The sequence below is a fragment of the Sulfurimonas sp. genome, from assembly GCF_019429335.1.
Lineage (GTDB): Bacteria > Campylobacterota > Campylobacteria > Campylobacterales > Sulfurimonadaceae > Sulfurimonas.
Genome location: NZ_JAHYJB010000032.1, coordinates 1 through 22,650, shown reverse-complemented (window position 1 = coordinate 22,650; position 22,650 = coordinate 1). Strand labels below are relative to the sequence as shown.

Genomic DNA, 22,650 nt, shown 5'->3' with positions numbered 1-22,650 from the left:
TCTAAGAGTGCTATCGCATTTTCATGATGCTCAGCAGCAGTGGATGCAACCGCACCCAAAAAGAGAGTTTGTGAATCTCTGACCTTTAAATTATCGATTAGATTGTTGTAAAGCATATATGACTCTTCATAAGCTTTGTCATAGAGCGAGGCAAGGGCGAGAGCGCTTGTAAGCTCATGAGTCTGCTGCGTTGTTGATTCAAGGGCTTGCTTTAAATCTTCTCTTAGAAAGTAGAGTTTTCCAGTTATAAGATTTTGCTGTATGTATAGATACCTAGTAACATGTGCGCCGAAATAGAGGTCATCAAAATTAAACTTTTGAAGTTTGAGATAGTTCATAACCTCGCTTGCATATTTTATTTGGCTTAGGTTGTTAAAATGTGCATCAATATACATCATATGTGGCAAAATTTCATCAGGAAGAAGTATAGCAAGCTTGTTTGCAGACTTTTGTGCCGCTTCTGTATTGTTTTGTTTTAAAGCAATAATAATGTCAAGGGCAAGATATAGAGGTTTTTGCTGATAGTTTTTATCAAGCCAGTCAGCAGTTCCCATAATATTATCCTCGCTGATAGAAAGCAGAGTGTTGTATAGATCTAAATCCTCCGATGGCTCTTCATGTGAGATAGCATCTTTGATAATTGAGACAAACTTCGGGTTCTCTTTGTTTGCAAGCTGCGAACACATAATCGCATAAATTGCTGATATATAATTTTTTGCATCCAGATTATATGAGCGTACAAAATGCTTGTGCGCGTCGACAATATTTCCCATCTGGGCATAAGTTAGAGCCAAGTTATAGTGTAAAATGGAGTGTTTTGGCTGAATTGCCACCAGCTCTTGCAGCATTTCATTCGCCTCTCTTAGTTTAAACGACAATGCCTTTTTAATCGCCCTAGCAATTCCTATATTTACATTTGAAGAGGATGAACTTTTTGTGAGGTACTCTTTTGCGGAGTCTACATTGTCAATATAGATGTTTGCGGTTCCTTTTCGTATGTAGCTGATAGTTTGATTTGCATTAAATATTTTATAGGGCGAAAAATAGAATATCTTTTGATATGTTATCTCTTTGCTTTGGCTAATTACGTCTCTGTAGCGTTTTTGAGCCTGATCTGGATTAAAGAGTGACTCTTTTAATTTTACTACTATGGGATAGGGTTTGTAGACATCTTCGCCAAAAATATCTGTTGCATTATCTATCTCTTTTGCACCCTCTTTGATTTGACCTGCTTTTAGATTTATATAGCCTATTGCCAGCTGTGCCTTCATTGGTTCAGTGCCTGTTTTTATGGCATCTTGGAGATGTTTTTTTGCAAGCGTTAGGTCTCCGACTCTTGCATAGAGCAGTCCTAGGCTAAAATGATTTGGAGGGAACTCATTTTTTTCAAGGCTCTCAACTGCTATAATATCGTTTCCAAAAAGAGCATTTATTTTTGCGCTGAGATTATTTTGAACTTTTGCATATTCATTCGATGTGGGGTTTTTAAGCGCGCTTAGAGCCTCTAGGTAGTTGCTGTTGTAGTAGTTTATAAGTGTGTAGTAGTAGGAGTATAGAGATGACTCTCTCTCCTGCGGCAGATAGGCATAGGCTAAATCAATGTAGTATCTAAAACTCTTCTCATCTTCCAGATGCAGCGAACACACCGCGGCATTTATAGCACTTACGCATCTTTTTTCGTTATTTTGTATCGCTTTTTGAAATGTTCTCAAAGCAGTTTCATATTGGTTGTCTTTTAGCTGCGCAACACCAAGATTATATGCGGATACCGCCTCGCTGTAGTGGGCTATTTTTTCATAAAGCGTGAGGGCTTCGTTTTTAGAGCCGCTAGAGTAGAGGTAGTCCGCTTTTGCTATCATATTTTCAAGTCTGCTGGGCTCTATAGGTTGAGAGACTCTTCTGTCTAGCTTCTCGCCTATACTCTCCATTGAGAAATCAGCACTCTTGGTTGATGATTTTTTAAGTGCAAAAGAGGCGATTGTTATTACTAAGAGAACCATAATACCCAAGCCTATAAATATAAGCTTTTTTTTGCTTTTGGATGATGAATCGTCGTCTATTATTGATTTTCTTGAAGCGGCATTATCGTAGGCAGCGTCACTGTCTTCGATAATGATTATCTCTTCTTCTAATCCATCAGCCATTATTTACCTTGTTGTAGTTTCTTAAAATTTAAAGCAAAAAAGGTACCACTAAGTTCCTACAGAACTTGATTTAAACGCTAAATGAGCAGAGCCTCTTTAGCTACGTTAGCCACTATGGCACTAAAGCCTATCTTTTAGAAGTTTATTGTCAGTTGATATATGGCTCAAGCGCCTTTGGAATAGTGATACTGCCATCTTCATTTTGAAAGTTTTCCATTATTGCCACCAGCGTTCTTCCAACTGCAAGCGATGAGCCGTTAAGCGTGTGGACAAATGAGTTTTTATCTCCGTCTTTATATCTAATTTTTGCGCGCCTTGCTTGGAACTCTCTTGTATTAGAGACTGAACTTATCTCCCTGTAGCTGTTTTGTCCCGGCAGCCAAACTTCCAAATCTACTGTTTTTGCCGCGCCAAATCCTAAATCTCCTGCACAAAGCGTAACAAGACGGTGTGGAAGCTCAAGCGCGCTTAGCAAATCAGAAGCGGTTTTAACCATCTCTTCAAAAATAGTGTCGCTATCCTCAGGTTTTGTTATGCTGACTAATTCAACTTTGTGAAATTGATGTTGGCGTATCATTCCTCTTGTATCGCGTCCTGCGGCACCTGCTTCTTTTCTAAAGCATGATGTATAAGCGGTCATTTTTACGGGCAACATGTTGGAAGATAAGATTTCGTCTTGATAAAGGTTGGTAACTGGAACTTCAGCGGTTGGGATTAGGAAAAGCTCTTGGTCCTGTATTTTATATAAATCATCTTCAAACTTTGGTAGCTGACCGGTCCCCTCCAGCGCTGCTCTGTTTACAAGAGACGGTACGCTGACCTCTTCAAACCCTCTTTTTGAGTTGAAATTTAACATAAAATTGATAAGTGCGCGCTCTAATTTTGCGCCCATGCCAAAAGAGACGCTAAAGCGGCTGGTTGCTAGTTTTACGCCTCTTTCAAAATCTATCCAGCCATTTTTCTCAGCCAGCTCCCAATGCTCTTTTGGAGTAAATCCAAACACTCTAGGTGCTAAAACCTTTCTTATCTCAACGTTTTGGCTCTCATCCTCGCCGTCTGGTACATCATCATCTGGGATATTTGGAATAGACATGGCAAGAGCCTCTAGCTCCTCCTGCTTTACCCTCTGAACCTCTAGAGCTTCTGTGATTTTTATCTTGTTGGCATCAACTTTTGCCTTTAGTTCGTTTACGTCTTTACCCTCTTTTTTATAAATGCCAAACTCTTTGCTCATCGCATTTTGTGCCGCTTGAAGAGTCTCGTAGTCAGCTTTTGCAGCCTTTAAATCTTCATTTTTTCTCTTCAATTCATCAAGAAGTTTAACATCTACGCCTTTGCGCGTAAGTTTTGCGCTAACGCCCCCAAAATCTTTTTGCAGTAATTTTAAATCAATCATTGTTATCCTAAAAAATAAGTGTTGAAATTATATCAAAATAAACTATTTAAGCATATTATGGTAATGTATGATAAAATAAAACTTTTAAGAGACATTTGGCATTGGAGATTGATTTATAATATGAAATTACCGTTTAACAGTAGAATAATCCTCGATGCATTAGAACAAAGTATTTTTATAAAAGACGTAAATCATCTATTTCTTTTTGTTAACAAATCATATGCTGATTTAATAGGTGCAAAAGATTCGGAAATTATCGCAAAGAGCGACTTTGATTTTTTTCCAAAAGAGATAGCACAAAAGTACCGAGATGATGAGATATTTGTTTTAGAGAGCAAAGATACAATAGATGTTGAAGAGAACATTGTGTCTAATGGTCAAATAAAAATAATACGAACAATTAAAAAACCTCTATACATAGATGGCGAAGTAGTCGCAATTTTAGGAATTTTTTGGGATATAACAAAAGAGAAAGAGGAGAAGTTATACTTTAAAAAACTCCAATCAGGTCTTAATCACGCGCAAGCTCTTGCTCACATAGGGCACTGGGAACTTGATCTGACATCAAATGCTCTTTTCTGGTCTGATGAGGTCTACCGCATATTTGGCTTGGAACCTCAGGAACTTAGCGCGACATACGAGGCGTTTTTAAACCATGTACATCCTGAAGACATCGAGATGGTAAACAATATTTATATCTCCTCTATAAAAGAGAAGCATGGTTACTACGTTGAACATCGAATTGTTCGTAAAAATGGCGAAGTTAGGTTTGTAGAAGAGAGATGCGAACATGAGTTTGATGAAAATGGAAACCCTGTAAGGTCAATTGGCACCGTTCATGATGTAACGAGACGTAAAAATGCCGAGAATGAGCTTGTTTTAGCTTCTGCTGTTTTTGAAAAGATGAATGACGGAGTTCTTATAACAGACGCTTCCCAGCAAATCATTACCATAAACAGCGCCTATAGCGAAATGTCTGGATACAACATTGAAGAGATTAGGGGAAAAACCCCAAACACATTTAGTTCGGGCTGGCATGACAAATCTTTTTATCAAAATCTGTGGGGTGACCTCAACCAAAGCGGACAGTGGAGCGGGGAGATAATAGATAGAAGAAAAAACGGAGAGCTCTATACTGCGGAGCTCAGTATTATTGCTCTTCATAACAAAGATGGCAAGTTAACCAATTATATCTCCATAGTAAATGACATAAGCGAGAAGAAGAAAAAAGAGAGTCTTATCCATAATCTTGCCTATTTTGACGCGCTCACAAATCTTCCAAACAGGGTACTGTTTCAAGAGCGTGTCTTAAACAAGATACCTGCACTGCAGAGAAACACAAAAAAAATGGCGCTCTTTTTTATAGATATGGACAATTTTAAAAATATCAATGACACGTTTGGGCACTTCACGGGGGACAAATTTTTAATCGAGGTGGCAAATTCTATCAGAGCAACTCTCCGTGAGGAGGATACTTTGGCTCGCCTTGGCGGTGATGAGTTTACGGTAATACTTGAAGATGCAGAATCAGTTTTAGAGATAGCTGTGGTAGCAGAGAAAATAATTGAGAGATTTAAAGCGCCGGTAATAATAGAGGGCAGAGAGTTTTATACGGGAGCAAGCATTGGAATCAGCATCTATCCTGATGACGGAACGACCTATGAGCAACTTGTTAAAGCGGCTGATACGGCGATGTATCAGGTAAAAGATAGCGGAAAAAACTCCTATCAGTTCTATACGCAGTCAATGAATGAGAAGATAACAGAGCGCTCGCTTATCGAGAATGACTTGCGTAGCGCAATAAATAGAAGTGAGCTCTTTTTGGAGTACCAGCCGAAGGTAAATCTTGAGACAAAAAGAGTTTACGGCATGGAAGCGCTTGTAAGATGGAACCATCCTGATATTGGACTTATCAGACCCGACAAATTTATAGGCATATCTGAAGAGACCGGACAAATATCTCAAATCGGCTTATGGGTTGCAAGACAAGCAATAAGCGATACGAAAGCGCTTTATGACGAGGGAAATAGTCTTATTGTATCAATTAATGTATCGAGTAAGCAGTTAAATGACGACTCTTTTATCAACGACATTTGTGCTATCGCGGATGAGATAGGACTTGATAAGAGTTATATTGAACTTGAGATTACTGAGAGCCATCTTATGATGGATGTAAAAAAGGCGCTCTCCATCTTAAATGCGCTAAGCGAAAAAGGCTTTAAACTCTCTATTGATGATTTTGGAACGGGCTACTCCTCTCTTAGTTACTTAAAGAAATTACCTGCAAAAACGATTAAAATCGACAGAAGTTTTGTACTTGATATTGATAGAGATGAGGATGACCGCTCGATTGTTGCGGCAATTATCGCAATGGCAAGATCTCTTGGCAAAGATATTGTTGCTGAGGGCTCAGAGACGAAAGAGCATATTGACGCACTGAAGTTTTTACACTGCTATAAGATTCAGGGATACTATTTCAGCAGGCCTCTTGGAATAGAGAAATTTAGAGAGTTTATCAGAGATTTTAAGGGCGAGGGCAAGTCAGTATAGGGCTTGGATATTTTTTCACATGTAGAAAATAATCTACATGTGAAAAACGGTTTATTTAGGTGTCTGACCTTGCAATTCTCCAAAAACGGACGTGTTTGTTTTAGTGCGTAACATCAGTTAATATATTTTTTGCTAGCCCGAACTGGTTTGCAGTCATTAGATGAATTTTCGGATGTAGCGCTTTTAGCTCTAAAAAGAGATTTTTGCTAAGTTCAAAACCAACTCTATACTCTTCTTCTGCTCCTTTTTCATGCGCATCTCTTAAGGCTTCAATCCACGCGTCAGGAACATCTATGCCGGGAACATGGGCAGATAAAAATTGTGCGGTTCTTAGTTTTGTAATAGGAAATATTCCCAAAATAAGCTCAGCACTTTTATTTTCGTTGCAGCACTCTTCGTTTGCCGCCTCTTTGAGCTCAAGTAACAGTTTTGCGTTTTGCAGGTCATAAACAGGTTGCGTAATGATTCCGAGCGCACCATGTTTTATCTTTTTTTGCATCTTTTTTTGCAGCGTCTTAGGATTTTTGGCATAAGAGTTTACGACGGCAAAAGGGTAGATCTCTTTTGGTTTTTGCGTCAGAGGTTTGCCTGCATAATCAATTCCGCTGTTAAAACATGAGATAATTTCAAGCAAAAGTGTACTGTCTGCTTCAAAAACACCCTTTGTGTGGGGCTGATCGGAAATGGATGCAGGATCACCGGTTAGCGCTAAAATGGCTCTTACGTCAACCTCATTTGCTCCCAATAAATCCGATTGAAGAGCAATTTTATTTCTATCACGCATACTCATGGTTGCAATAACGGGCTTATTAAATCTCTCTTGAAGCATCTTCGCTGCAAAGAGGGAGTTATACTTTAACTTTGCAAGAGGATTGTCGGTTGTAGTAAAAGCGTCTACAAGTTTATCAAGCCCAAGTTCAGCTATTGTCTCTATGATAGGCGAGAAAATAGGAGAGTGTCCCGGAGTGGTCTCTAGGGTAATGTATGTATCGTTCTTTAGTTTATTTATAAGTTCATCAAACAAAAAGTATCCTATTGATATAATTGCGCAATTATAACTAAAGAGAGAAGAATATATGCTAAAACTGGCTGTTTTTGATTTTGATTCTACGCTGATGGACGGCGAGACGATAGATATTTTTGCACAAGAGCTGGGGCTTGGAGAGCAGGTGGGCAAAATAACGGAAGCTGCTATGAGCGGTGAACTTGATTTTTTTGAATCGCTTCAGCAGCGAGTCGGACTTTTAAAGGGACTAGAGTACAGCGTAGTAGAGAGAATCAGTCAAAATTTGCCTTACATGAAGGGAGCACAAGAGACAATTGCCGAGCTTAAAGGCATGGGTATGAAAGTCGTCTGTTTTAGCGGCGGGTTTAGAAGTGCGACTGGATATGCGAAAAATATCTTGGGTTATGATGCCGATTTCTCAAACGTACTGCACCATAAAAACCAGATACTTACGGGCCTTGTGGGCGGAGATATGATGTTTAACTACTCAAAAGGCGACATGTTGGTTCGTTTGCAGTGTCTGCTTGGAGTAAGAGAGGATGAAACACTAGTATGCGGAGACGGAGCAAATGACCTCTCCATGTTTGCACATGCCGGAACAAGAGTCGCTTTTTGCGCAAGAGAGATTTTACGTAAAGAAGCAAATATCGTAATCGAGACAAAAGACTTAACACAAATATTAGGGAAAATACAATGTTAGAAAACAGCGTTTGGAGACAGTACAACGAAGAGAATAGTTTTAGAGAGTTATTGGCAAAATTTTGTAAAATAAATGAGATAGATTTAATAGAAGAGGATAAAGCTCTCTACAATGCCCTCAAAGCAAAATTGACAAAAAAAGAGTTGAAACTTTTCGCAATGGATAGCGCAAATATTGGCGATGATAAAATAAAATCTGAATTTTCATGTAACGATGAGGAGCTTGAAAAAGCAAAGTTCAAACTATATAAAAAGCTAAAGCAGGACAAAGTGCGCCTTAGCTTTAGAGCAAAAGGCTCTGAAGATTTTGTACACTAAAACGGACGACGTGTTCGTTTTGGTGTGTAACATCAATTAGATAGGATAATCTTGAAGGAGACCCTTCTCGATTTTTCTTTATCCTCCTCTTTATCAACAACAACTTTTTTTGAAAAACTAAGACCGCTTCCTTTAACTATTTCGCTAAGCCACTTTTTTCTATTATCGTTTTGGCAGTTAAAAATATAGCTAAGCGTTGAAAACGAGCGTTTCATAGAGAGCTCCTCATTGTTAAGGTATCTTTGCGAAAAGTCCACACTCCCCCATTCACTTGATGTGTGACCGCTTATCTCAAGCGTCTCAATCAGCTCTCTGTAGTTGTCTAAAAAAGTAAAGAGTTTTGCGCTGAACTTTTCTAAAAAGACTTTTTGCTCATCATTAAGCACGAATTGCCCAATTTTAAAGTATAGATTTGCATCTATAAGATGTATACTCAAATCCTCTTTTATAGCGATTTTCTTTGCATTTATCTCATCTTTAAACAGCTTTAGAAGTTTGGTATAGAAGCTTGTAGATTTATGTGATATCTGAGCCATTGAGAGATCTCTGTTTAGCTTAACAATCCACATGTTAGTCTCTTGTGAATCAATATTTGTACAAACTCCGACAACCCCAATTTGCGAGTTATGGAGTATATTCAGAGCATTAAAAGTGTCATGTTCGTCCGAGCCGTAGTGCTCTTGAGCAAGCATAGTAAATTTACTATCAAGCAGCATAGCAAGCCCGTCCGTGTTGTAGCTGTCTTTAACATATCCAACACCTACTATCTTGCCATCGGATGACTCTTTTATATCTTTAAGTGCGCTCTCATAGGTCGTATGGATAGTTTTGTCCAATAGTAGATTTTTTTGCAGGTCAATTTTAAAGAGTCTGATTTGCTCTTTATTCATCTCATCTTTTTGCGAGAGGGAGATGGCAAAATTGCTATCTCTTAGTTTAATGATTTTGTAGGCAGTTGCATCTCTATCGCTTTTATACTCTTCTCGCCATACCTTGTCCCCGTTTTGCGTAACTCTCATGAGGGCTATGTTTTTTGATTGCCCACTGTTTGTTTGACTCAGTATTATAATGGAGCCATCATTTGCTTCAGCGGCATCAATTCCGATATCATCATGCCCTGTGCCGTATCTTTTGCTCCACAACAGCTCTGAATTGCTTGAAAATCTAGCCAAAAATATATCGTTTAACCCAAGCCCGTTGTTGAAGAGGTTTGGGCTATTGGACTTTGAAGTGGCTGATGTGCCGATTGTTATAATACCGCCATCACGAAGTGCAACAATCTTGTTCATTTTATCTTGGTTTGGAGTACCATAGATTTTATGAGCGAGCGTGTTTGCGTTTGAGTCTAGCTTTAAGACTACCATTGAGCCATCAAGTGTGTGTCCGCCAACAAAGTAGCCATTTTGAGGAGTTTTTACTACACCTACCGCTTCGCTAAAATTTGGCATATTTATGGATTTTCTAAGTTTTATACCCGCTGTTTCATCAACTTTAACTATATGAATCAGTGTGTCCTGGGCATTTTTTAGAGAAGCGAGATAATCAAAAGCGTTTGTATATACAGCATCGGATTTTGAAGAGTTCTCTTTGTAGGTTTTTATAAATCCGACGGCGCTTATAGAGCGGTCATAGTCCTGCGTTACATCAAGCAGAGCATTATTGAAAGGTTCGTCTATTGCAATTGAAAAATCATTCTGTCTTGCCAAAAGAGAGGCTGCTAGAAATATAATGGCTAGAATATGTCGCATATTACTACTTTTTTACTCTACATACAGCAATAAATATTCCTAAATTATCTCTGAAAATGTGCGTGAATGGAGAGTGGGTGGTGCAAAAGCACCTAAGAAAAACTTAGCGATAGCGTAAGATAAGGGGCTTGGCTCCTTATCTGTACTAAAAAATAGCAGCTATTTTAGGTTTTCAAACGGTGCAGTTACAACTGTCTTTCTTGTTACTGTGTATGGAACTAATGCCGCTGCACGAGCTCTTTTAATAACTGTTGAAATCATGTCTTGGTGACGTTTACAGTTACCTGTTAAACGACGTGGCATGATTTTATATCTTTCTGAAAGAGAGAAGCGAAGTGCTCCTACATCTTTATAATCCATGAAGTCTACTTTTGCTTCACAGTACTTACAGTATCTTTTTTTATACTTTCTTCTTTCTGCCATGGTATTTCCTTTTGTTATCTATTATTTCTAAAACGGAATTTCATCTTCATCAATGTCTATTTCTGGGACAGAATTACTGTTTGGCATCTGCTTATTTTGTCCATAAGAGGGCTGTTGTTGCGTATTAGTCGGCTGCTGGTAGCTTTGGGGCTGCTGAGAAGCATAGCCACCTTGCTGCCCTGTTTGACTCTGTTGTGCAGGATAATTGCCGCCGTTTTGAGCATCACCCTTGGAGTCTAACATCTGCATAGTTTCTACAACAACAGAGTGCTTAGAGCGCTTCTGTCCATTTTGATCCACCCATTGATCAAAGTTAAGTCTACCTTCTACTAGGATTTTACTCCCTTTCCTAAGGTACTGATTGGCAATCTCTGCGCTTCTTGCAAAGAATGTAATATCTACAAAACAGACTTCCTCTTTTTTTTCACCGTTTACGGTAAATTTGCGGCTCGTTGCAATAGCAGTATTTGCTATTGCCATTCCGCCTTGGGAGTATCGAAGTTCTATGTCTCTAGTTAGATTTCCAACCAAAATAACTTTGTTATACATGAATTATCCTTATTTGTTTAGGCATTAGCCCTAAATTACTCTGCTGAGGCTTCAGCTACTTCCGCTACTGTTTCAGTTGCTTCTGTTGCTACTTCAACATCTTCTGTTTTAGCTTCTGCTGCCGGCGCTGATGCTTTTTTATTAGCTTTTTGAACTAATTGATTCCAAGCTGCTACTTCACGGTTTGTGTCATATTTGATGGTCACAAAACGAAGAAGATCTTCGTTGATACGGAAACGTCTTTCAATTTCGCTGATTGCCGAAGGAGCGGCTGAATAGTAGATAACGTGAAAATAACCACGCTCATTTTTTCCTAGCTGATATGCTAATTTTCTCATGCCCATAGCGTCTCTTGCAGCGATTTCGCCACCGTTAGAAGTGATAACTTCTTCGATAGCAGAAATGCTAGCTTGAATCTCTTCTGCCGTTAGTGTTGGTTTTACGATTACTAAGTTTTCGTAATTTCTCATAGAGTATAATCTCCCTTTGGTATTTTGCCAATCATTAAATGACTTAAGGCTTTTGTTTCCCTTTCGGATGTATATATATCGAAAATAAAATCGATACAAAGAGAAAGGAACGCGGGATTTTACCTAATCTATACTTAAAGGCTAATAATAAATTTTTGCGATAATGAAACCGAAGAGGAAATATACAAAAATATGTCAATATGCAATAGATATTAATAATTTTATTTTTTTAGGATATAGTTTTATCAATAAAAAATGGAGAAAATATGTCAAAAAGAAAAAAATCGGCTCCTAGAAAACACTCAAATATTCTAGTAAATATAGCTTGGATTTTGGCTTTTGTGGTGGTTGTTCTTGGCTCTGTTACGACAGGGTATTACATAGGGTATGACGATGCAAAAGATGAGATTGCAAAAAAAGAGCACTCAATGGAGCAAAAAAGATTGGCTATGGTCAAAAAGCTTGAGGGTGAAAAAGCCAAAAAGGATGAAAAAAGCGTCAGCAGTAGACTAAAAGAGGTGTTAAAAAAAGAGAGCAAGCCTTCTGTTCAAACAAAGCTACCGGGAATTTACGATGAGCCTGTTGGTGAGTATGAAGACGCTTCGCATGAAGTTGAAGATGCAACTCTTGCAATAGCGCCAAAACGCGAGATTGTAAAAACATCTGCTAAGCCAAAACTTGCAATTATTATAGATGATGTCAGTATATTATCGCATGTAAAAGCGATAAAGGGTCTTAACCTCCCGATAACTATGTCATTTTTACCGCCGAGCAAATTTAGACCAGATTCTCATACTTTGGCGGCAAAAGAGGATTTTTATATGGTGCATCTGCCGATGGAAGCTCAGAATTTTACAAAAGAGGAGCCCTTTACTTTAAAAATCGGCGACTCTCAAGAGAGAATATCGCAAAGGATAGTGGAGCTAAAAAAGCTTTTTCCAAAAGTGGGATATATAAACAATCATACTGGAAGCAAGTTTACGGCTGATGAATTAGCGATGAACAGGCTTCTATTTTCGCTAAAGAGCCAAAATATCGCCTTTATAGACAGCAGAACTACGGCTGATTCAAAGGTGCAAAAAGCGTCTAAAAAATATGGACTGAATTATGTAGGCAGAGATATATTTTTGGACCATAAAATGGATAAATCTTATATAAAGTCACAAATTAAGAAGGCGATAGAAGTGGCAAGGTCGCATGGAAGCGCTATCGCAATAGGGCATCCGCACGCTAATACAATTTTGGCAATAAATGAGTCAAAGGCGCTTTTTAGAGATGTTGAGCTGGTCTTTGTAAACAAGCTATAGAAAAATGAATCTGCTTAGCTACGAAATTCCGGAACTTTTTTCTATGAAAAGCTATCCAAAACAGCTCTTTTACGATGGAAACAGAGAGCTCTTGAATGGAAGGAAAGTCTCAATTGTCGGAAGCAGAAAACCAACAGCATATTCTCGCACAAATATTCAAAAATTATCATCGCTTTTGGCAAAAAACGGGGTGTGTGTTGTAAGCGGCGGCGCTATCGGAATTGATGCCGTTGCACACGTTGGTGCCGGAGCTTCAAATACCATCGCCGTGTTGCCATGCGCCATTGATGTACGCTATCCTGTGATAAATAAAAATCTCTTAAACGATATACAGAAGAGCGGACTTTTACTCAGCCAGTTTGAAGCAGGATTTTGTGCCGCTCCTTGGAGTTTTGTAGTCAGAAATGAGCTTGTGGTAGCACTTGGAGAGGTTTTGGTGGTCGGTGAAGCGGAGATTGACAGCGGAACCATGAGAAGCGTTGAGTTTGCTCTAAAGATGGGCAAGAAAATTTTTGTTCTTCCTCAGCGTCTTGGCGAGAGCAGCGGCACAAACAAACTTCTAAAAGAGGGTAGGGCAAAGACCATTTATGATATGGAAGAGTTTGTTTCAAGATTTTCTACATGTAGAAATACTGAACCCAAAAAAGAGGATGAATTTACTCTATATTGCGCTACAAATCCAACCTATGATGAAGCAGTAGCAAAGTTCCCTCAAAGAGTTTTTGAAGCCGAACTTAGCGGCGATATAAAAGTGGAAAACGGCAGAATTTTCGTTTTATAAGATAAGCATAGCATCGCCGTAAGAGTAGAATCTGTACTCTTCTTCAATAGCTGTTTTGTAGAGTTCCTGCGCTTTTTCTAAGCCCGTAAAAGAGGCTACAAGCATCAGAAGGGTTGATTTTGGCAGGTGGAAATTTGTAAGAATATGATTTACTCTAATGGGCTTGTTCTCTGGGTACAAAAACAGGTTGGCTTCTCCGCTTTGAATCTTTTTTCTCGCATAGAACTCCACTGTTCTGGTAGAGGTTGTCCCAATACTAAGCAGAGGAGTTTGTGAGTCGAGAAGTTTTTTTGCCTCATCAGAGATATCGAAATATTCCGAGTGCATCGGGTGCTCGGTTATAATCTCGCACTCAACGGGCTTAAATGTTCCGCTTCCGACATGCAGGGTAACGTAAGCATGCGCAAATTTGTTGCAAACTCTCTCATGCTGCTCTTTTGTAAAGTGCAGAGATGCAGTAGGAGCGGCAACAGCACCCTCTTCTTTGGCAAATACGCTCTGGTACTCGCTCTCATCATCTTTGTTGTCATCTCTTTGAATGTAGGGCGGGAGCGGAACGTGTCCGATTTTATCTATGATAGGAAGCAGCTCTTCAAAACGAAGAAGATTTCCATTTTGGTAAAAATTCACAACTCTGCTTCCCTCTTCATGCAACTCTTTTACAATAGCTACCAAATCATTAGTAAAGAAAATTTCACTGCCAATTTTTACTTTGCCTCTGATATATACATTTACATCATGCGCATTCAGAGCTCTATTTATAAGAAGCTCTATATTTCCTCCGCTCTTTTTTTTTCCAAAGAGTCTTGCTTTTATAACTTTTGTGTCGTTAAAGATAAGTGCGCAATCTTTTGGGATGAATTTTTCAAAGTCCGAAAATTTAACATGTAGGATTTCATCTGTTGCTCTGTTGTAAACAAGAAGTTTTGCGCTGTCTCTTGGGTTTGCAGGGTGAGTAGCTATGAGCTCTTTTGGGAGTATAAAGTCATAGCTGGACGTGAGCAGCACATTGGCACTCACGTTAGTTCTGTAGTTTTTTGGTTTCGTTATCACTCTCATCGTCTTCTTCATCTTCTTCCTCTTCAACAGGGGCGGGGTTTACTGCTCTGACAATCAGAATGGAGACCCCATATAAAAAAATAAGCGGTAGAGCCATAAGAAGCTGTGTTAAGATATCCGGAGGAGTAAGAAGCGCTGCAACAATAAAGATAAGTATGATCGCGTATCTAAAAAACTCTATCATCTGTCTGTCGTTAATCATGCCAAGAAGTGCTAAAAAGTATGTAAAAACAGGCAATTCAAAAGCTATCCCAAATCCAAACATTATCTTTGTAAAGAAGCCGACATAATCCTCAATATTGATAAGCGGAGTAAACTTAAAACTACCGAATGATATAAGAAAGTCAAAGCCAAAAGGGGTGACTATGTAGTATGCAAACAGAACGCCGACGGCAAACATAGTTGTTCCGCCGAGGATAAAAGGAAGAACCATTTTTTTCTCGTTTGCATATAGTGCAGGAGCGATAAATGCCCATATTTGAGCCAATATGATAGGCAGTGCACCAATAATTGCGGCAAAAAAGGATACCTTTAGAGCGACAAAAAATGCCCCGCCGACCTGATTTGTAGTAACCATACCATCAGCTGCATGAATAGAGACCTTCCCGACTTCCAAGAGCGCCGAGTTTAGAGGTGCTACAATCCATGCCAAAATCGGCTCGTGGAAGTAAAACATAACAAAAAACATTACAATAAGGCTGCCAATCGAGATGGCCAGTCTTTTTCTTAACTCTATTAAATGCGGTTTTATCTCATCAAACATTTTTGCTATCTTCTTTTTTCTTTGGGAGTGTTACTTCATCGGGTTTGCTTTGTGCTAGAGGAGTGGTTGCTTTTGAGGGTTGGTCAAAAACTCCGCTAAAATCATCATCCTCCAGTGTTGTGAGTTTTGCAGCCATCTTTTTTATGTCAGTTGCGCTCTTTACCTCTTCGGTTACATCGAGAAGCCCCTTTTTGTACGCCAAAGCTTCCTCTTTCATGCTTTTGACGTTCATCTCCTCTTCCAAGCTGTGTTTCATGCTACTTATAGTGTTTTTGGTGCTTCTAAAAAACTTAGCTATCTGAACCATTGCATCAGGTAGTTTATCCGGACCGAGAAACAAAATAGCGATGATAGCAATAATAACTATTTCAGTAAAACCCATACCAAACATAAAAAATCCTCAAATTATAATAAATGGTGATTTTAACTAAAAAATAATTAATCTACGATATAAAGAGTGCAATCTCATCTGCTAAAAGAAACTTTTCGTTATAAAAAGTATCATCTTTAATTATTAATTTTTTTTCTTTAACCAAGAGATCGGCTTTTTTTAGCTCGTCTTGATTTAGTATATTTTTATGGATTCCGACACAGGAGCGAAGTCCCAAAAATATCTGCTCCATCTTTTTATCTTCTGGCGTAAGTTTCTCCGTTTTTATGTTAAGCGGATTTTTTATGTACTCTTCAACGCTGTTTGTTGGATAATACCTCTCTAAATCGAGCTTGCCGACTGCTCCGCTTCCAAGACCTATGTAGTCTTTATACTGCCAGTATCCTAGATTGTGAGAACTTTTGTAAGAGCCGAAATTGCTTATCTCATACTGCGAAAAACCAAAATCACGTATCTCTTTAAAGAGCCATGAGGTAAGCGAGATTTTCTCTTTCGACATGCCCGGTTTTTTCTCAAACGGTGTACCCTCTTCTATTGTAAGAGCATAGGCGCTTATGTGATTTATCGGAAGAGAAAATGCGGTTTTAAGGTCATGCGATAAAAGCTCTTTTGTGTCGCCAAGTGTTGCGTATATCAAGTCAAGAGAGAGATTTTTAAACCCTATTTTTTTCGCATTTAAAACTGCCTCTTTTGCATCATCTGCACCGTGGGCGCGGTTGAGTAGTTTTAGTTTCTCTTTATCAAAACTCTGCACACCGAAACTTATACGGTTTACGCCGAGTTTGTGCATTCCCTCAAGCCACTCGTAGCTTGCGCTGTTTGGGTTTGCTTCGCTTGTTATCTCAATATTTTCGCCGAGATATGGCCTTAATGTGTTGAAAAGTTTTTCATAGAGTTTTGGCGCTACGGTTGATGGCGTTCCGCCGCCGATAAATAGTGATTCTATTTCACATTGCCCGACTTTAAATCTCTTTAGCTCAAGTTCAAGCTGAGTACAAAGAGCCTCCATATACGCCTCTTTTAGATGAAACTTGTCAACATATGAGTTAAAGGCGCAGTATGAACATTTGGAGTCACAAAATGGAATATGGATATAAAGTAACAAATCTACTCTCCTAAGCTTAAGAGTGGAATTATAGCTCTATTTCCATTTTCAAACAAAAATGATTAACACTCTATAAGTTTTAGCGCGCTCCAGCTTTATTGCTCGGAGAGGCTGCTTAGGGTATGGATGATTTCATCCATTTTAGTGCTTATCAAGCTGATTTCGTTTGAGATGTTATTAACTTCGCTTGCATTTCTGTTTAGCGCGTCAGAACTCTCAGAGATTGACTGAATAAGGACATTGGTAGTTGCAGATGTCTCAGCAAGGCTTTTTTGTGTTCTCTCTGCAAGCTTGCGCACTTCATCCGCAACAACGGCAAAGCCTCTTCCGTGTTCTCCAGCGCGCGCAGCTTCAATAGCCGCATTTAGTGCCAAGAGATTTGTCTGTTCTGCTATGTCGCCTATTGTTGCTAGAATAGTTTTAGTCTCATGTGCATTTGATACAAGAACTTGAAGATTCGCAACCATATCGTCCTCTTTTTTAGCGACGTTGTGAATTCTGCTTACCGTATCGTTAATCATCTCTTTTAGTTCTTTGATTGTAGAGTTTGTAATTGTAGAGATGGTCTCGTTTAGTCTGTCTGAAGACTCAACTATCGTATTTTGGCTCTCTTTATTTTTCTCTTCCATGTCTTGAAGGGCTTGTCCAAGACTGTTTATGTTTGTAAGAAGCTCAGCCATCTTAGCCTGTACTTTAATCTCGCTTCTTGTTTCAAACGACCCCTCAGAAAACTTCTTAAGTGTCGCTATCGCATTGTCAAGATTTTTTTCAGAAGAGCTTAACATGTTATTTAGAGAGTTTCTTAGAACATGAACGTAAGGAGTCTTTGAATCAGCCTGAACTCTGCAAGAGTAGTGACCCTTTGCAACTTTGTCGGTCAAAAGAACCATCTCACCTGCAACCCTTGTGTCATCTAAAAGAGAGTTTTGATATGTTGTGACAATTTTATTGAAGTTTATCTCGGCTTGATCGATGCTGTTTTCATCAATAATGATTTTGTTTCTTTTAAACTCCATCATCTCAATCAGATCTAACCTTTTTAGATTAAGAATTTTTGACTTTTTATCGTCTTTTTGCATATTTATGGCGATAGTAACTATAAAGGCTACAACAGCTAAAGCAGCTTGAAGTGCATTTGAATCAGTTAAAAACAGAGAGCCTACAAGAAGCGCAAATATAATAGTTATTATTGTGTTTTTTAGAGTGTTATTCATTGTTTATCCCTATCTTAATGTTTTGTAGAGTTCTTGGACTTCTTTTATCTCTTGAGGAGAAGGCTTTCTTCTGCATGAGAGGTATGTCTGCGCTTGTCTTGCCTCGTCATACATTGGATAAACAGTTGCATATACCCAGTAAAATCCACCATTTTTAGCGGAGTTTTTTACGTAGCCTGTCCAAATTTTTCCACTCTTTACGGTCTCCCATAAATCTTTAAATGCCGCTTTTGGCATATCTCTGTGGCGGACTATATTGTGAGGCTTGCCCACTAACTCATCAATCGTATATCCGGAAACCTTACAAAAATCATCGTTGGCAAAAAGTATAATACCTTTTGCATCGGTCTGAGAAACCAGAAAATCGTCACTCTTTAGAACGTACTCATTCATTATAATCCCTTTCTTTAAAGAATATCAGAATTGTAACATATTGAAACCAATTTTTAGCACTAAATTAGCTTAATTTAATAGCAGTTTTTGTATAATCGCACCAATATTATGAGAAGTGAAGCTATGAGCAAAAAAGATTTATATCGCCCGAATGTCGCGATGATTATCGTATCGAGCTGTTATCCCCAGAAAAAAGAGATTTTTTTGGCGCAAAGAAATGACTTAGAAGACGTATGGCAGTTTCCTCAAGGCGGGATAGATGACGGAGAAGAGGTGCAAGAAGCCCTTTTTCGTGAACTTTTAGAGGAGATAGGCACCGATATGGTAGAGGTGATAGCTGAGTTTCCCCAGTGGATATCTTACGATTTTCCTCCAAGAATTGCAGAGACAATGAAGCCTTTTATCGGACAGACACAGAGATATTTTTTAGTTAAGCTGCATGAAGAAGCGACGATAAATATTAATACTCATGAGCCTGAGTTTAGCGACTATAAGTTTGTAACTGCCGATGAAGCTTTAAATCTGAGCGCGAGTTTTAAAAAAAATGTTTATGAGAATGTTATAAATTATTTTAAAAAAGAGGGATTATTGTAGATGTTGATAGTTCAAAAATTTGGCGGAACAAGTGTCGGTGATTTGGAGCGCATCCAAAATGTAGCAAATCGTGTAAGTGAAACAAAAAAAGCCGGAAATGATATTGTTGTAGTTGTTTCTGCGATGAGTGGAGAGACAAATAAGCTTGTCGCTTACGCTGAGCACTTGTCAAAAAATCCTGCACGCGCAGAGATGGATATGCTACTAAGTTCCGGCGAGAGAGTAACAGCTGCACTTTTAGCTATAGCTCTAAGTGAAATGGGATTCCCTGCGGTATCTATGACGGGAAGAAAAGCTGGAATTGTGACTGACAATATCCACACAAAAGCGCGTATTGAGGTTATAAATCCAGTGGCTATGCAAGAGGCTATAAAAGAGGGTAAAATAGTTGTAGTCGCAGGTTTTCAGGGTGTTTCGCAAGACGGAAACGTCACAACTCTTGGACGCGGTGGAAGCGATTTGTCTGCTGTCGCAATCGCTGGAGCACTAAAGGCTGATTTATGTGAGATATATACGGATGTCAGTGGAATTTTTACAACTGACCCGCGCATCGAACCAAAAGCGAAAAAACTGAATGAAATCTCATATGACGAGATGCTAGAACTTGCTTCTTTGGGAGCAAAAGTGCTTCAAAACCGCTCTGTTGAGCTGGCCAAAAAATTAAACGTAAATCTGGTAACAAGAACAAGCTTCTCCGATGAAGAGGGGACATTAATAACTAAGGAAGAGAATATCATGGAAAAACCGTTAGTAAGCGGAATCGCATTAGACAAAAATCAGGCCCGCGTCTCATTGGTTGGCGTAAAAGACAGACCGGGAATAGCGTCTGATATATTTACAAAACTCTCAAACAACAACGTAAATATTGACATGATTATACAAAATGTGGGACATGACGGCAAAGCAAATGTAGATTTTACCGTTCCCGTGGGTGATTTAAATGATGCAAAAAAAGTAATGGATGTTTTTCTGAAAGAGTCTGAAGTTGATGAGGTCTCTTACGATGAGAATATCTGCAAAGTTTCAATTGTCGGTGTTGGCATGAAGTCTCACACCGGTGTTGCCGCAAAAGCGTTCTCTATAATGGCGAGTGAGAATATCAATATAAATATGATTTCAACATCAGAGATAAAAATATCTATGATAATTGCGGAAAAATATGCGGAGCTCTCAGTCAGAGCGCTTCATAACGCTTACGAGCTGGACAAGTAGTCAGATGCAGGAATTTGCTCAGTGGAGTTTGGATGCAATCAGAGAAGAGGGTGGCTGCTTCAGTTGGCTTGAAGAGCAACGCTTTGACTGGACTACAACCACTTCTCAAGCGTTAGAGCAGATACTAGAGGGCAAAACAATCATCCTAATTGTGGATGAGAAGAGAAAGTGGTTTGAGAGATACATTCTTGACTTTATAAATACAGCTTCTATGGACCGTCCTCTGCTTCCTATTATCGGCATAGACAGCATGTATGGACACTTCAACAATGTCAGCGGCGGAGAGATGCTTGACGTAGTTGAAGATATGATATCTTTGGCACATAAAGATAATTACTTTTTCTGGTACATAGGCAGAGGCGATGACAAAAGAGCCGATATCGCAAAAAGAAAAGATACGAGTTATTTTTGGATTTTTGATGAAGAGTATCTAAATGCATTTAATTTAAAGTCCTATGACAAAGCCCTTGATATAAAACTGCTTCAGCTCTATCGTCTCTTTAACGCCTCTTTAAATGCGGCGATGTTTGGAGAAGTTGATGTCAGCGTATGATTTTAAAAAGAGCCATATTCTAATCTCAACAAATATAGAAGCAGAATTTGAGAGACTAAAAGAGCTTCTAAAACCAAACAGGGTTGTAGGCTTTATAGAAGATGAGTTTAAAATGGAGCATGCAAAAGCAGTCGTTGCCGAGTCTTATATAAGTGAATCTGAGACAAAATATCTGATACTAGGCGCTAATAACTTCAACACTACTTCGCAAAATTCGCTCCTTAAAGCCCTAGAAGAGCCTCCTAGAAATATAGAGTTCATAATCATCTCTTCTACAAAATCAAATCTGCTTCCAACTGTTCGCTCAAGAATGCCTATTTACAATGGCGAAAATCTTCACACTATACAAGAGATAAACATAAGTCTTGCTAAAATAAACTACGCGGAAGTTTTTGACTTTTTAAAAACAAACGCAAGAGCCAAAAAAAGTGAAGCACAAGAGCTCATCGAAGCTCTTTATCACAGAGCAACCGTTGTTGAGAAGTTGATACTCACGACTTCACAGCTGGAAAATTTTGACATGGCATACAGGCTTTTGGAGCTCAACTCGAGACCGCAGAGTGTTTTGGCCATGATAATAATGAGTTTTGTAGGAGAAAAAAATGTTTCTTGAACTTCTTTCCAACAGCATAAATATAGAAAAATATCTAAAGGAAGTGGGTGTTGATAGCGGTGGAGTAACCATAATGGCCTCAAAAGCTACGCACTATATAATTTGCATAAGAGAGTTACATGTAGGTGCGGCAAATATTTTAAAACAGGATGCTCTTAGCGTTGGAGCGGATTTGGCTGTGCCTCGCGGGACCGTCCTTGCAAAGACTCCACATGTTGATTGTATGCTTATAGCGACGCAAAGACAGCTTCAAACACTAAGCAAAAAAGAGCTTGCCCAGCCCTTCGGTCTAAAAGATGTGGCTATAAAACTCCAAGGCATCTTAAAAGCTAAAAAGCCGTATAGTGCCGAGGTGATGGGTGTTTTAAATGCAAACAGTGACAGCTTTTTTGCGGCTTCAAGACTTAATGACACTAATGTGATAGAGGAGATAGAGAGGATGATAGAAGAGGGGGCGGCGATTATAGATATCGGCGGTGTTTCATCTGCTCCTAATTCTTTGCATGTAGATAAAGATGAAGAGCTAAGAAGAGTTAAACCCATATTTGACTTGATTAAAAAAGAGAAGTTTTACAACAGAGTAAAATTCAGCATAGACAGTTATCAGCCCGAAGTGATATCTTACGCGATTAAGAGCGGGTTTGGAATTGTCAATGATATTACAGGACTTGCAAATGATGAAGTCTCGAGACTTTGTGCGAGCAACGGTGTCAGAGCAATTATTATGCATATGCAGGGCATACCACAGAGTATGCAGGATAAGCCTGAGTATGAGAACGTCTTAAACGACCTCTATTCATTTTTTGAGCAAAGAGTAGCCAGAGCGGAGTCGCTTGGCGTAAAAGATATAGTTTTGGATGTAGGAATCGGGTTTGGAAAAACGCTAGAGCACAATCTTATACTCATCAAGCATCTTAAGCACTTTTTGACTCTTGGAAAACCTTTGCTAGTCGGCGCTTCAAGAAAATCTATGATAGATAAAATCTCTCCATCATCACCGCAAGAGAGACTCGGCGGAACTCTGGCTCTGCATCTTGAAGCCGTAAAAAACGGAGCTTCTATTGTTCGTGCCCATGACGTAAAAGAGCATGTTCAGGCACTTAGAGTGCAAAAAGCCCTAAACTCTATCTAAAAAGTAGCCGGCGCTATATAGTTTCCTTTGACAAAGCGGCAGCCGTGCCCTTTTGGAAACAGTTTATCCAAATCAATCCAGTGTTAATCCCCGTAATTTTTTACAAGAGAGCCACTTGCAAATTCAATCAAGCAACCAAGCCAACACCTTCTAACCTCAATTTTCTAACTTTTTAAAAAACTGATTTTAGCCATTGCCTGTAATTTTACAGTTTTTTGGCTGATTTACTT

The 22,650-nt window shown here is 39.0% G+C and carries 23 protein-coding genes; 10 read left to right on the top strand and 13 right to left on the bottom strand.

What is annotated here, in order from left to right; translation table 11 throughout:
• The coding region (locus K0A91_RS09335) for a hypothetical protein (protein WP_295009916.1) at positions 1 to 2,144 on the bottom strand (2,144 nt) is incomplete at its 3' end.
• 148 nt (positions 2,145 to 2,292) lie between these two features.
• The gene (gene serS, locus K0A91_RS09330; RefSeq protein ID WP_295009915.1) at positions 2,293 to 3,540 is read right to left on the bottom strand and encodes a serine--tRNA ligase; all 1,248 of its coding nucleotides are present in this window, start codon (positions 3,538 to 3,540) and stop codon (positions 2,293 to 2,295) included.
• Between the two features lie 120 nt (positions 3,541 to 3,660).
• Between serS and K0A91_RS09325 the strand changes: the two genes are divergently transcribed.
• Positions 3,661 to 6,090 (top strand): EAL domain-containing protein, encoded by a 2,430-nt coding sequence (locus K0A91_RS09325; RefSeq protein WP_295009914.1) that lies wholly within the window; start codon positions 3,661 to 3,663, stop codon positions 6,088 to 6,090.
• A gap of 100 nt (positions 6,091 to 6,190) precedes the next feature.
• On the opposite strand, the gene K0A91_RS09320 is transcribed toward K0A91_RS09325, so the two are convergent.
• Positions 6,191 to 7,114 (bottom strand): methylenetetrahydrofolate reductase, encoded by a 924-nt coding sequence (locus K0A91_RS09320; protein WP_295009913.1) that lies wholly within the window; start codon positions 7,112 to 7,114, stop codon positions 6,191 to 6,193.
• Between the two features lie 52 nt (positions 7,115 to 7,166).
• Here K0A91_RS09320 and serB point away from each other — a divergent pair, with 52 nt between their 5' ends.
• Both serB and K0A91_RS09310 read left to right on the top strand, forming a co-directional pair.
• Positions 7,167 to 7,796 (top strand): phosphoserine phosphatase SerB, encoded by a 630-nt coding sequence (serB, locus tag K0A91_RS09315; protein ID WP_295009912.1) that lies wholly within the window; start codon positions 7,167 to 7,169, stop codon positions 7,794 to 7,796.
• Entirely contained in the window at positions 7,790 to 8,113 is a 324-nt protein-coding gene (locus K0A91_RS09310) for a hypothetical protein (RefSeq protein ID WP_295009911.1), read from the top strand. The genes serB and K0A91_RS09310 overlap by 7 nt, the downstream gene beginning before the upstream one ends.
• 32 nt (positions 8,114 to 8,145) lie before the next feature.
• Here the strand turns inward: K0A91_RS09310 and K0A91_RS09305 are convergent, their stop codons facing one another.
• From K0A91_RS09305 to rpsF, 4 genes are all read right to left on the bottom strand, one after another.
• Entirely contained in the window at positions 8,146 to 9,861 is a 1,716-nt protein-coding gene (locus K0A91_RS09305) for a hypothetical protein (protein WP_295009910.1), read from the bottom strand.
• A gap of 159 nt (positions 9,862 to 10,020) precedes the next feature.
• A complete protein-coding gene (gene rpsR / locus K0A91_RS09300; protein WP_294927630.1) occupies positions 10,021 to 10,284 on the bottom strand; it encodes a 30S ribosomal protein S18 in 264 nt (87 codons plus the stop codon).
• Positions 10,285 to 10,311: 27 nt separating this feature from the next.
• Positions 10,312 to 10,833 (bottom strand): single-stranded DNA-binding protein, encoded by a 522-nt coding sequence (locus K0A91_RS09295; RefSeq protein WP_295009909.1) that lies wholly within the window; start codon positions 10,831 to 10,833, stop codon positions 10,312 to 10,314.
• A 35-nt stretch (positions 10,834 to 10,868) separates the two neighbouring features.
• A complete protein-coding gene (gene rpsF, locus K0A91_RS09290) occupies positions 10,869 to 11,303 on the bottom strand; it encodes a 30S ribosomal protein S6 (protein ID WP_295009908.1) in 435 nt (144 codons plus the stop codon).
• Positions 11,304 to 11,569: 266 nt separating this feature from the next.
• On the opposite strand from rpsF, the gene K0A91_RS09285 reads away from it, so the two are divergent.
• Positions 11,570 to 12,610 carry a divergent polysaccharide deacetylase family protein gene (locus tag K0A91_RS09285; RefSeq protein ID WP_295009907.1) on the top strand — a complete coding sequence of 347 codons (1,041 nt, stop codon included), beginning with the start codon at positions 11,570 to 11,572 and terminating at the stop codon, positions 12,608 to 12,610.
• Positions 12,611 to 12,614: 4 nt separating this feature from the next.
• Complete coding sequence (locus tag K0A91_RS09280) at positions 12,615 to 13,391, top strand: DNA-processing protein DprA (RefSeq protein ID WP_295009906.1); 777 nt, start codon at positions 12,615 to 12,617, stop codon at positions 13,389 to 13,391.
• Here K0A91_RS09280 and queA read toward each other — a convergent pair.
• The 6 genes from queA to K0A91_RS09250 form a co-directional block, all read right to left on the bottom strand.
• Positions 13,386 to 14,411, bottom strand: coding sequence for a tRNA preQ1(34) S-adenosylmethionine ribosyltransferase-isomerase QueA (queA, locus tag K0A91_RS09275; protein ID WP_295009917.1), 1,026 nt, complete (start codon positions 14,409 to 14,411; stop codon positions 13,386 to 13,388). The genes K0A91_RS09280 and queA overlap by 6 nt on opposite strands.
• Before the next feature lies 1 nt (position 14,412).
• Positions 14,413 to 15,213, bottom strand: a complete 801-nt coding sequence (gene tatC / locus K0A91_RS09270) for a twin-arginine translocase subunit TatC (RefSeq protein ID WP_295009905.1) — start codon at positions 15,211 to 15,213, stop codon at positions 14,413 to 14,415.
• Entirely contained in the window at positions 15,206 to 15,604 is a 399-nt protein-coding gene (gene tatB / locus K0A91_RS09265; RefSeq protein ID WP_295009904.1) for a Sec-independent protein translocase protein TatB, read from the bottom strand. The genes tatC and tatB overlap by 8 nt, the downstream gene beginning before the upstream one ends.
• A gap of 52 nt (positions 15,605 to 15,656) precedes the next feature.
• A complete protein-coding gene (hemW, locus tag K0A91_RS09260) occupies positions 15,657 to 16,709 on the bottom strand; it encodes a radical SAM family heme chaperone HemW (RefSeq protein WP_295009903.1) in 1,053 nt (350 codons plus the stop codon).
• Positions 16,710 to 16,804: 95 nt separating this feature from the next.
• Positions 16,805 to 17,923, bottom strand: coding sequence for a methyl-accepting chemotaxis protein (locus K0A91_RS09255; RefSeq protein WP_295009902.1), 1,119 nt, complete (start codon positions 17,921 to 17,923; stop codon positions 16,805 to 16,807).
• 9 nt (positions 17,924 to 17,932) lie between these two features.
• Positions 17,933 to 18,316, bottom strand: a complete 384-nt coding sequence (locus K0A91_RS09250) for a PAS domain-containing protein (RefSeq protein WP_295009901.1) — start codon at positions 18,314 to 18,316, stop codon at positions 17,933 to 17,935.
• A gap of 123 nt (positions 18,317 to 18,439) precedes the next feature.
• Between K0A91_RS09250 and K0A91_RS09245 the strand changes: the two genes are divergently transcribed.
• From K0A91_RS09245 to folP, 5 genes are read left to right on the top strand one after another with little or no spacing between them, the layout of a single operon-like run.
• Positions 18,440 to 18,910, top strand: a complete 471-nt coding sequence (locus K0A91_RS09245) for an RNA pyrophosphohydrolase (protein ID WP_295009900.1) — start codon at positions 18,440 to 18,442, stop codon at positions 18,908 to 18,910.
• Positions 18,911 to 20,122, top strand: a complete 1,212-nt coding sequence (locus tag K0A91_RS09240) for an aspartate kinase (RefSeq protein ID WP_295009899.1) — start codon at positions 18,911 to 18,913, stop codon at positions 20,120 to 20,122.
• 4 nt (positions 20,123 to 20,126) lie between these two features.
• Positions 20,127 to 20,675 carry a HobA family DNA replication regulator gene (locus K0A91_RS09235; RefSeq protein WP_295009898.1) on the top strand — a complete coding sequence of 183 codons (549 nt, stop codon included), beginning with the start codon at positions 20,127 to 20,129 and terminating at the stop codon, positions 20,673 to 20,675.
• Positions 20,662 to 21,288: a DNA polymerase III subunit delta' gene (locus K0A91_RS09230; protein WP_295009897.1), complete on the top strand. Its 627-nt coding sequence runs from the start codon at positions 20,662 to 20,664 to the stop codon at positions 21,286 to 21,288. Before K0A91_RS09235 ends, K0A91_RS09230 begins: the two co-directional genes overlap by 14 nt.
• The gene (gene folP, locus K0A91_RS09225; RefSeq protein ID WP_295009896.1) at positions 21,278 to 22,420 is read left to right on the top strand and encodes a dihydropteroate synthase; all 1,143 of its coding nucleotides are present in this window, start codon (positions 21,278 to 21,280) and stop codon (positions 22,418 to 22,420) included. Before K0A91_RS09230 ends, folP begins: the two co-directional genes overlap by 11 nt.
• Positions 22,421 to 22,650 lie beyond the last annotated feature (230 nt).

Coding starts and splice junctions, on each gene's coding strand:
- K0A91_RS09240 (WP_295009899.1), top strand. CDS start 18,911: ATGTTGATAGTTCAAAAATTTGGCGGAACAAGTGTCGGTGATTTGGAG.
- tatB (WP_295009904.1), bottom strand. CDS start 15,604: ATGTTTGGTATGGGTTTTACTGAAATAGTTATTATTGCTATCATCGCT.
- K0A91_RS09305 (WP_295009910.1), bottom strand. CDS start 9,861: ATGCGACATATTCTAGCCATTATATTTCTAGCAGCCTCTCTTTTGGCA.
- rpsR (WP_294927630.1), bottom strand. CDS start 10,284: ATGGCAGAAAGAAGAAAGTATAAAAAAAGATACTGTAAGTACTGTGAA.
- K0A91_RS09310 (WP_295009911.1), top strand. CDS start 7,790: ATGTTAGAAAACAGCGTTTGGAGACAGTACAACGAAGAGAATAGTTTT.
- K0A91_RS09245 (WP_295009900.1), top strand. CDS start 18,440: ATGAGCAAAAAAGATTTATATCGCCCGAATGTCGCGATGATTATCGTA.
- tatC (WP_295009905.1), bottom strand. CDS start 15,213: ATGTTTGATGAGATAAAACCGCATTTAATAGAGTTAAGAAAAAGACTG.
- K0A91_RS09295 (WP_295009909.1), bottom strand. CDS start 10,833: ATGTATAACAAAGTTATTTTGGTTGGAAATCTAACTAGAGACATAGAA.
- serS (WP_295009915.1), bottom strand. CDS start 3,540: ATGATTGATTTAAAATTACTGCAAAAAGATTTTGGGGGCGTTAGCGCA.
- rpsF (WP_295009908.1), bottom strand. CDS start 11,303: ATGAGAAATTACGAAAACTTAGTAATCGTAAAACCAACACTAACGGCA.
- K0A91_RS09325 (WP_295009914.1), top strand. CDS start 3,661: ATGAAATTACCGTTTAACAGTAGAATAATCCTCGATGCATTAGAACAA.
- K0A91_RS09255 (WP_295009902.1), bottom strand. CDS start 17,923: ATGAATAACACTCTAAAAAACACAATAATAACTATTATATTTGCGCTT.
- folP (WP_295009896.1), top strand. CDS start 21,278: ATGTTTCTTGAACTTCTTTCCAACAGCATAAATATAGAAAAATATCTA.
- K0A91_RS09285 (WP_295009907.1), top strand. CDS start 11,570: ATGTCAAAAAGAAAAAAATCGGCTCCTAGAAAACACTCAAATATTCTA.
- serB (WP_295009912.1), top strand. CDS start 7,167: ATGCTAAAACTGGCTGTTTTTGATTTTGATTCTACGCTGATGGACGGC.
- K0A91_RS09235 (WP_295009898.1), top strand. CDS start 20,127: ATGCAGGAATTTGCTCAGTGGAGTTTGGATGCAATCAGAGAAGAGGGT.
- K0A91_RS09280 (WP_295009906.1), top strand. CDS start 12,615: ATGAATCTGCTTAGCTACGAAATTCCGGAACTTTTTTCTATGAAAAGC.
- K0A91_RS09230 (WP_295009897.1), top strand. CDS start 20,662: ATGTCAGCGTATGATTTTAAAAAGAGCCATATTCTAATCTCAACAAAT.
- K0A91_RS09250 (WP_295009901.1), bottom strand. CDS start 18,316: ATGAATGAGTACGTTCTAAAGAGTGACGATTTTCTGGTTTCTCAGACC.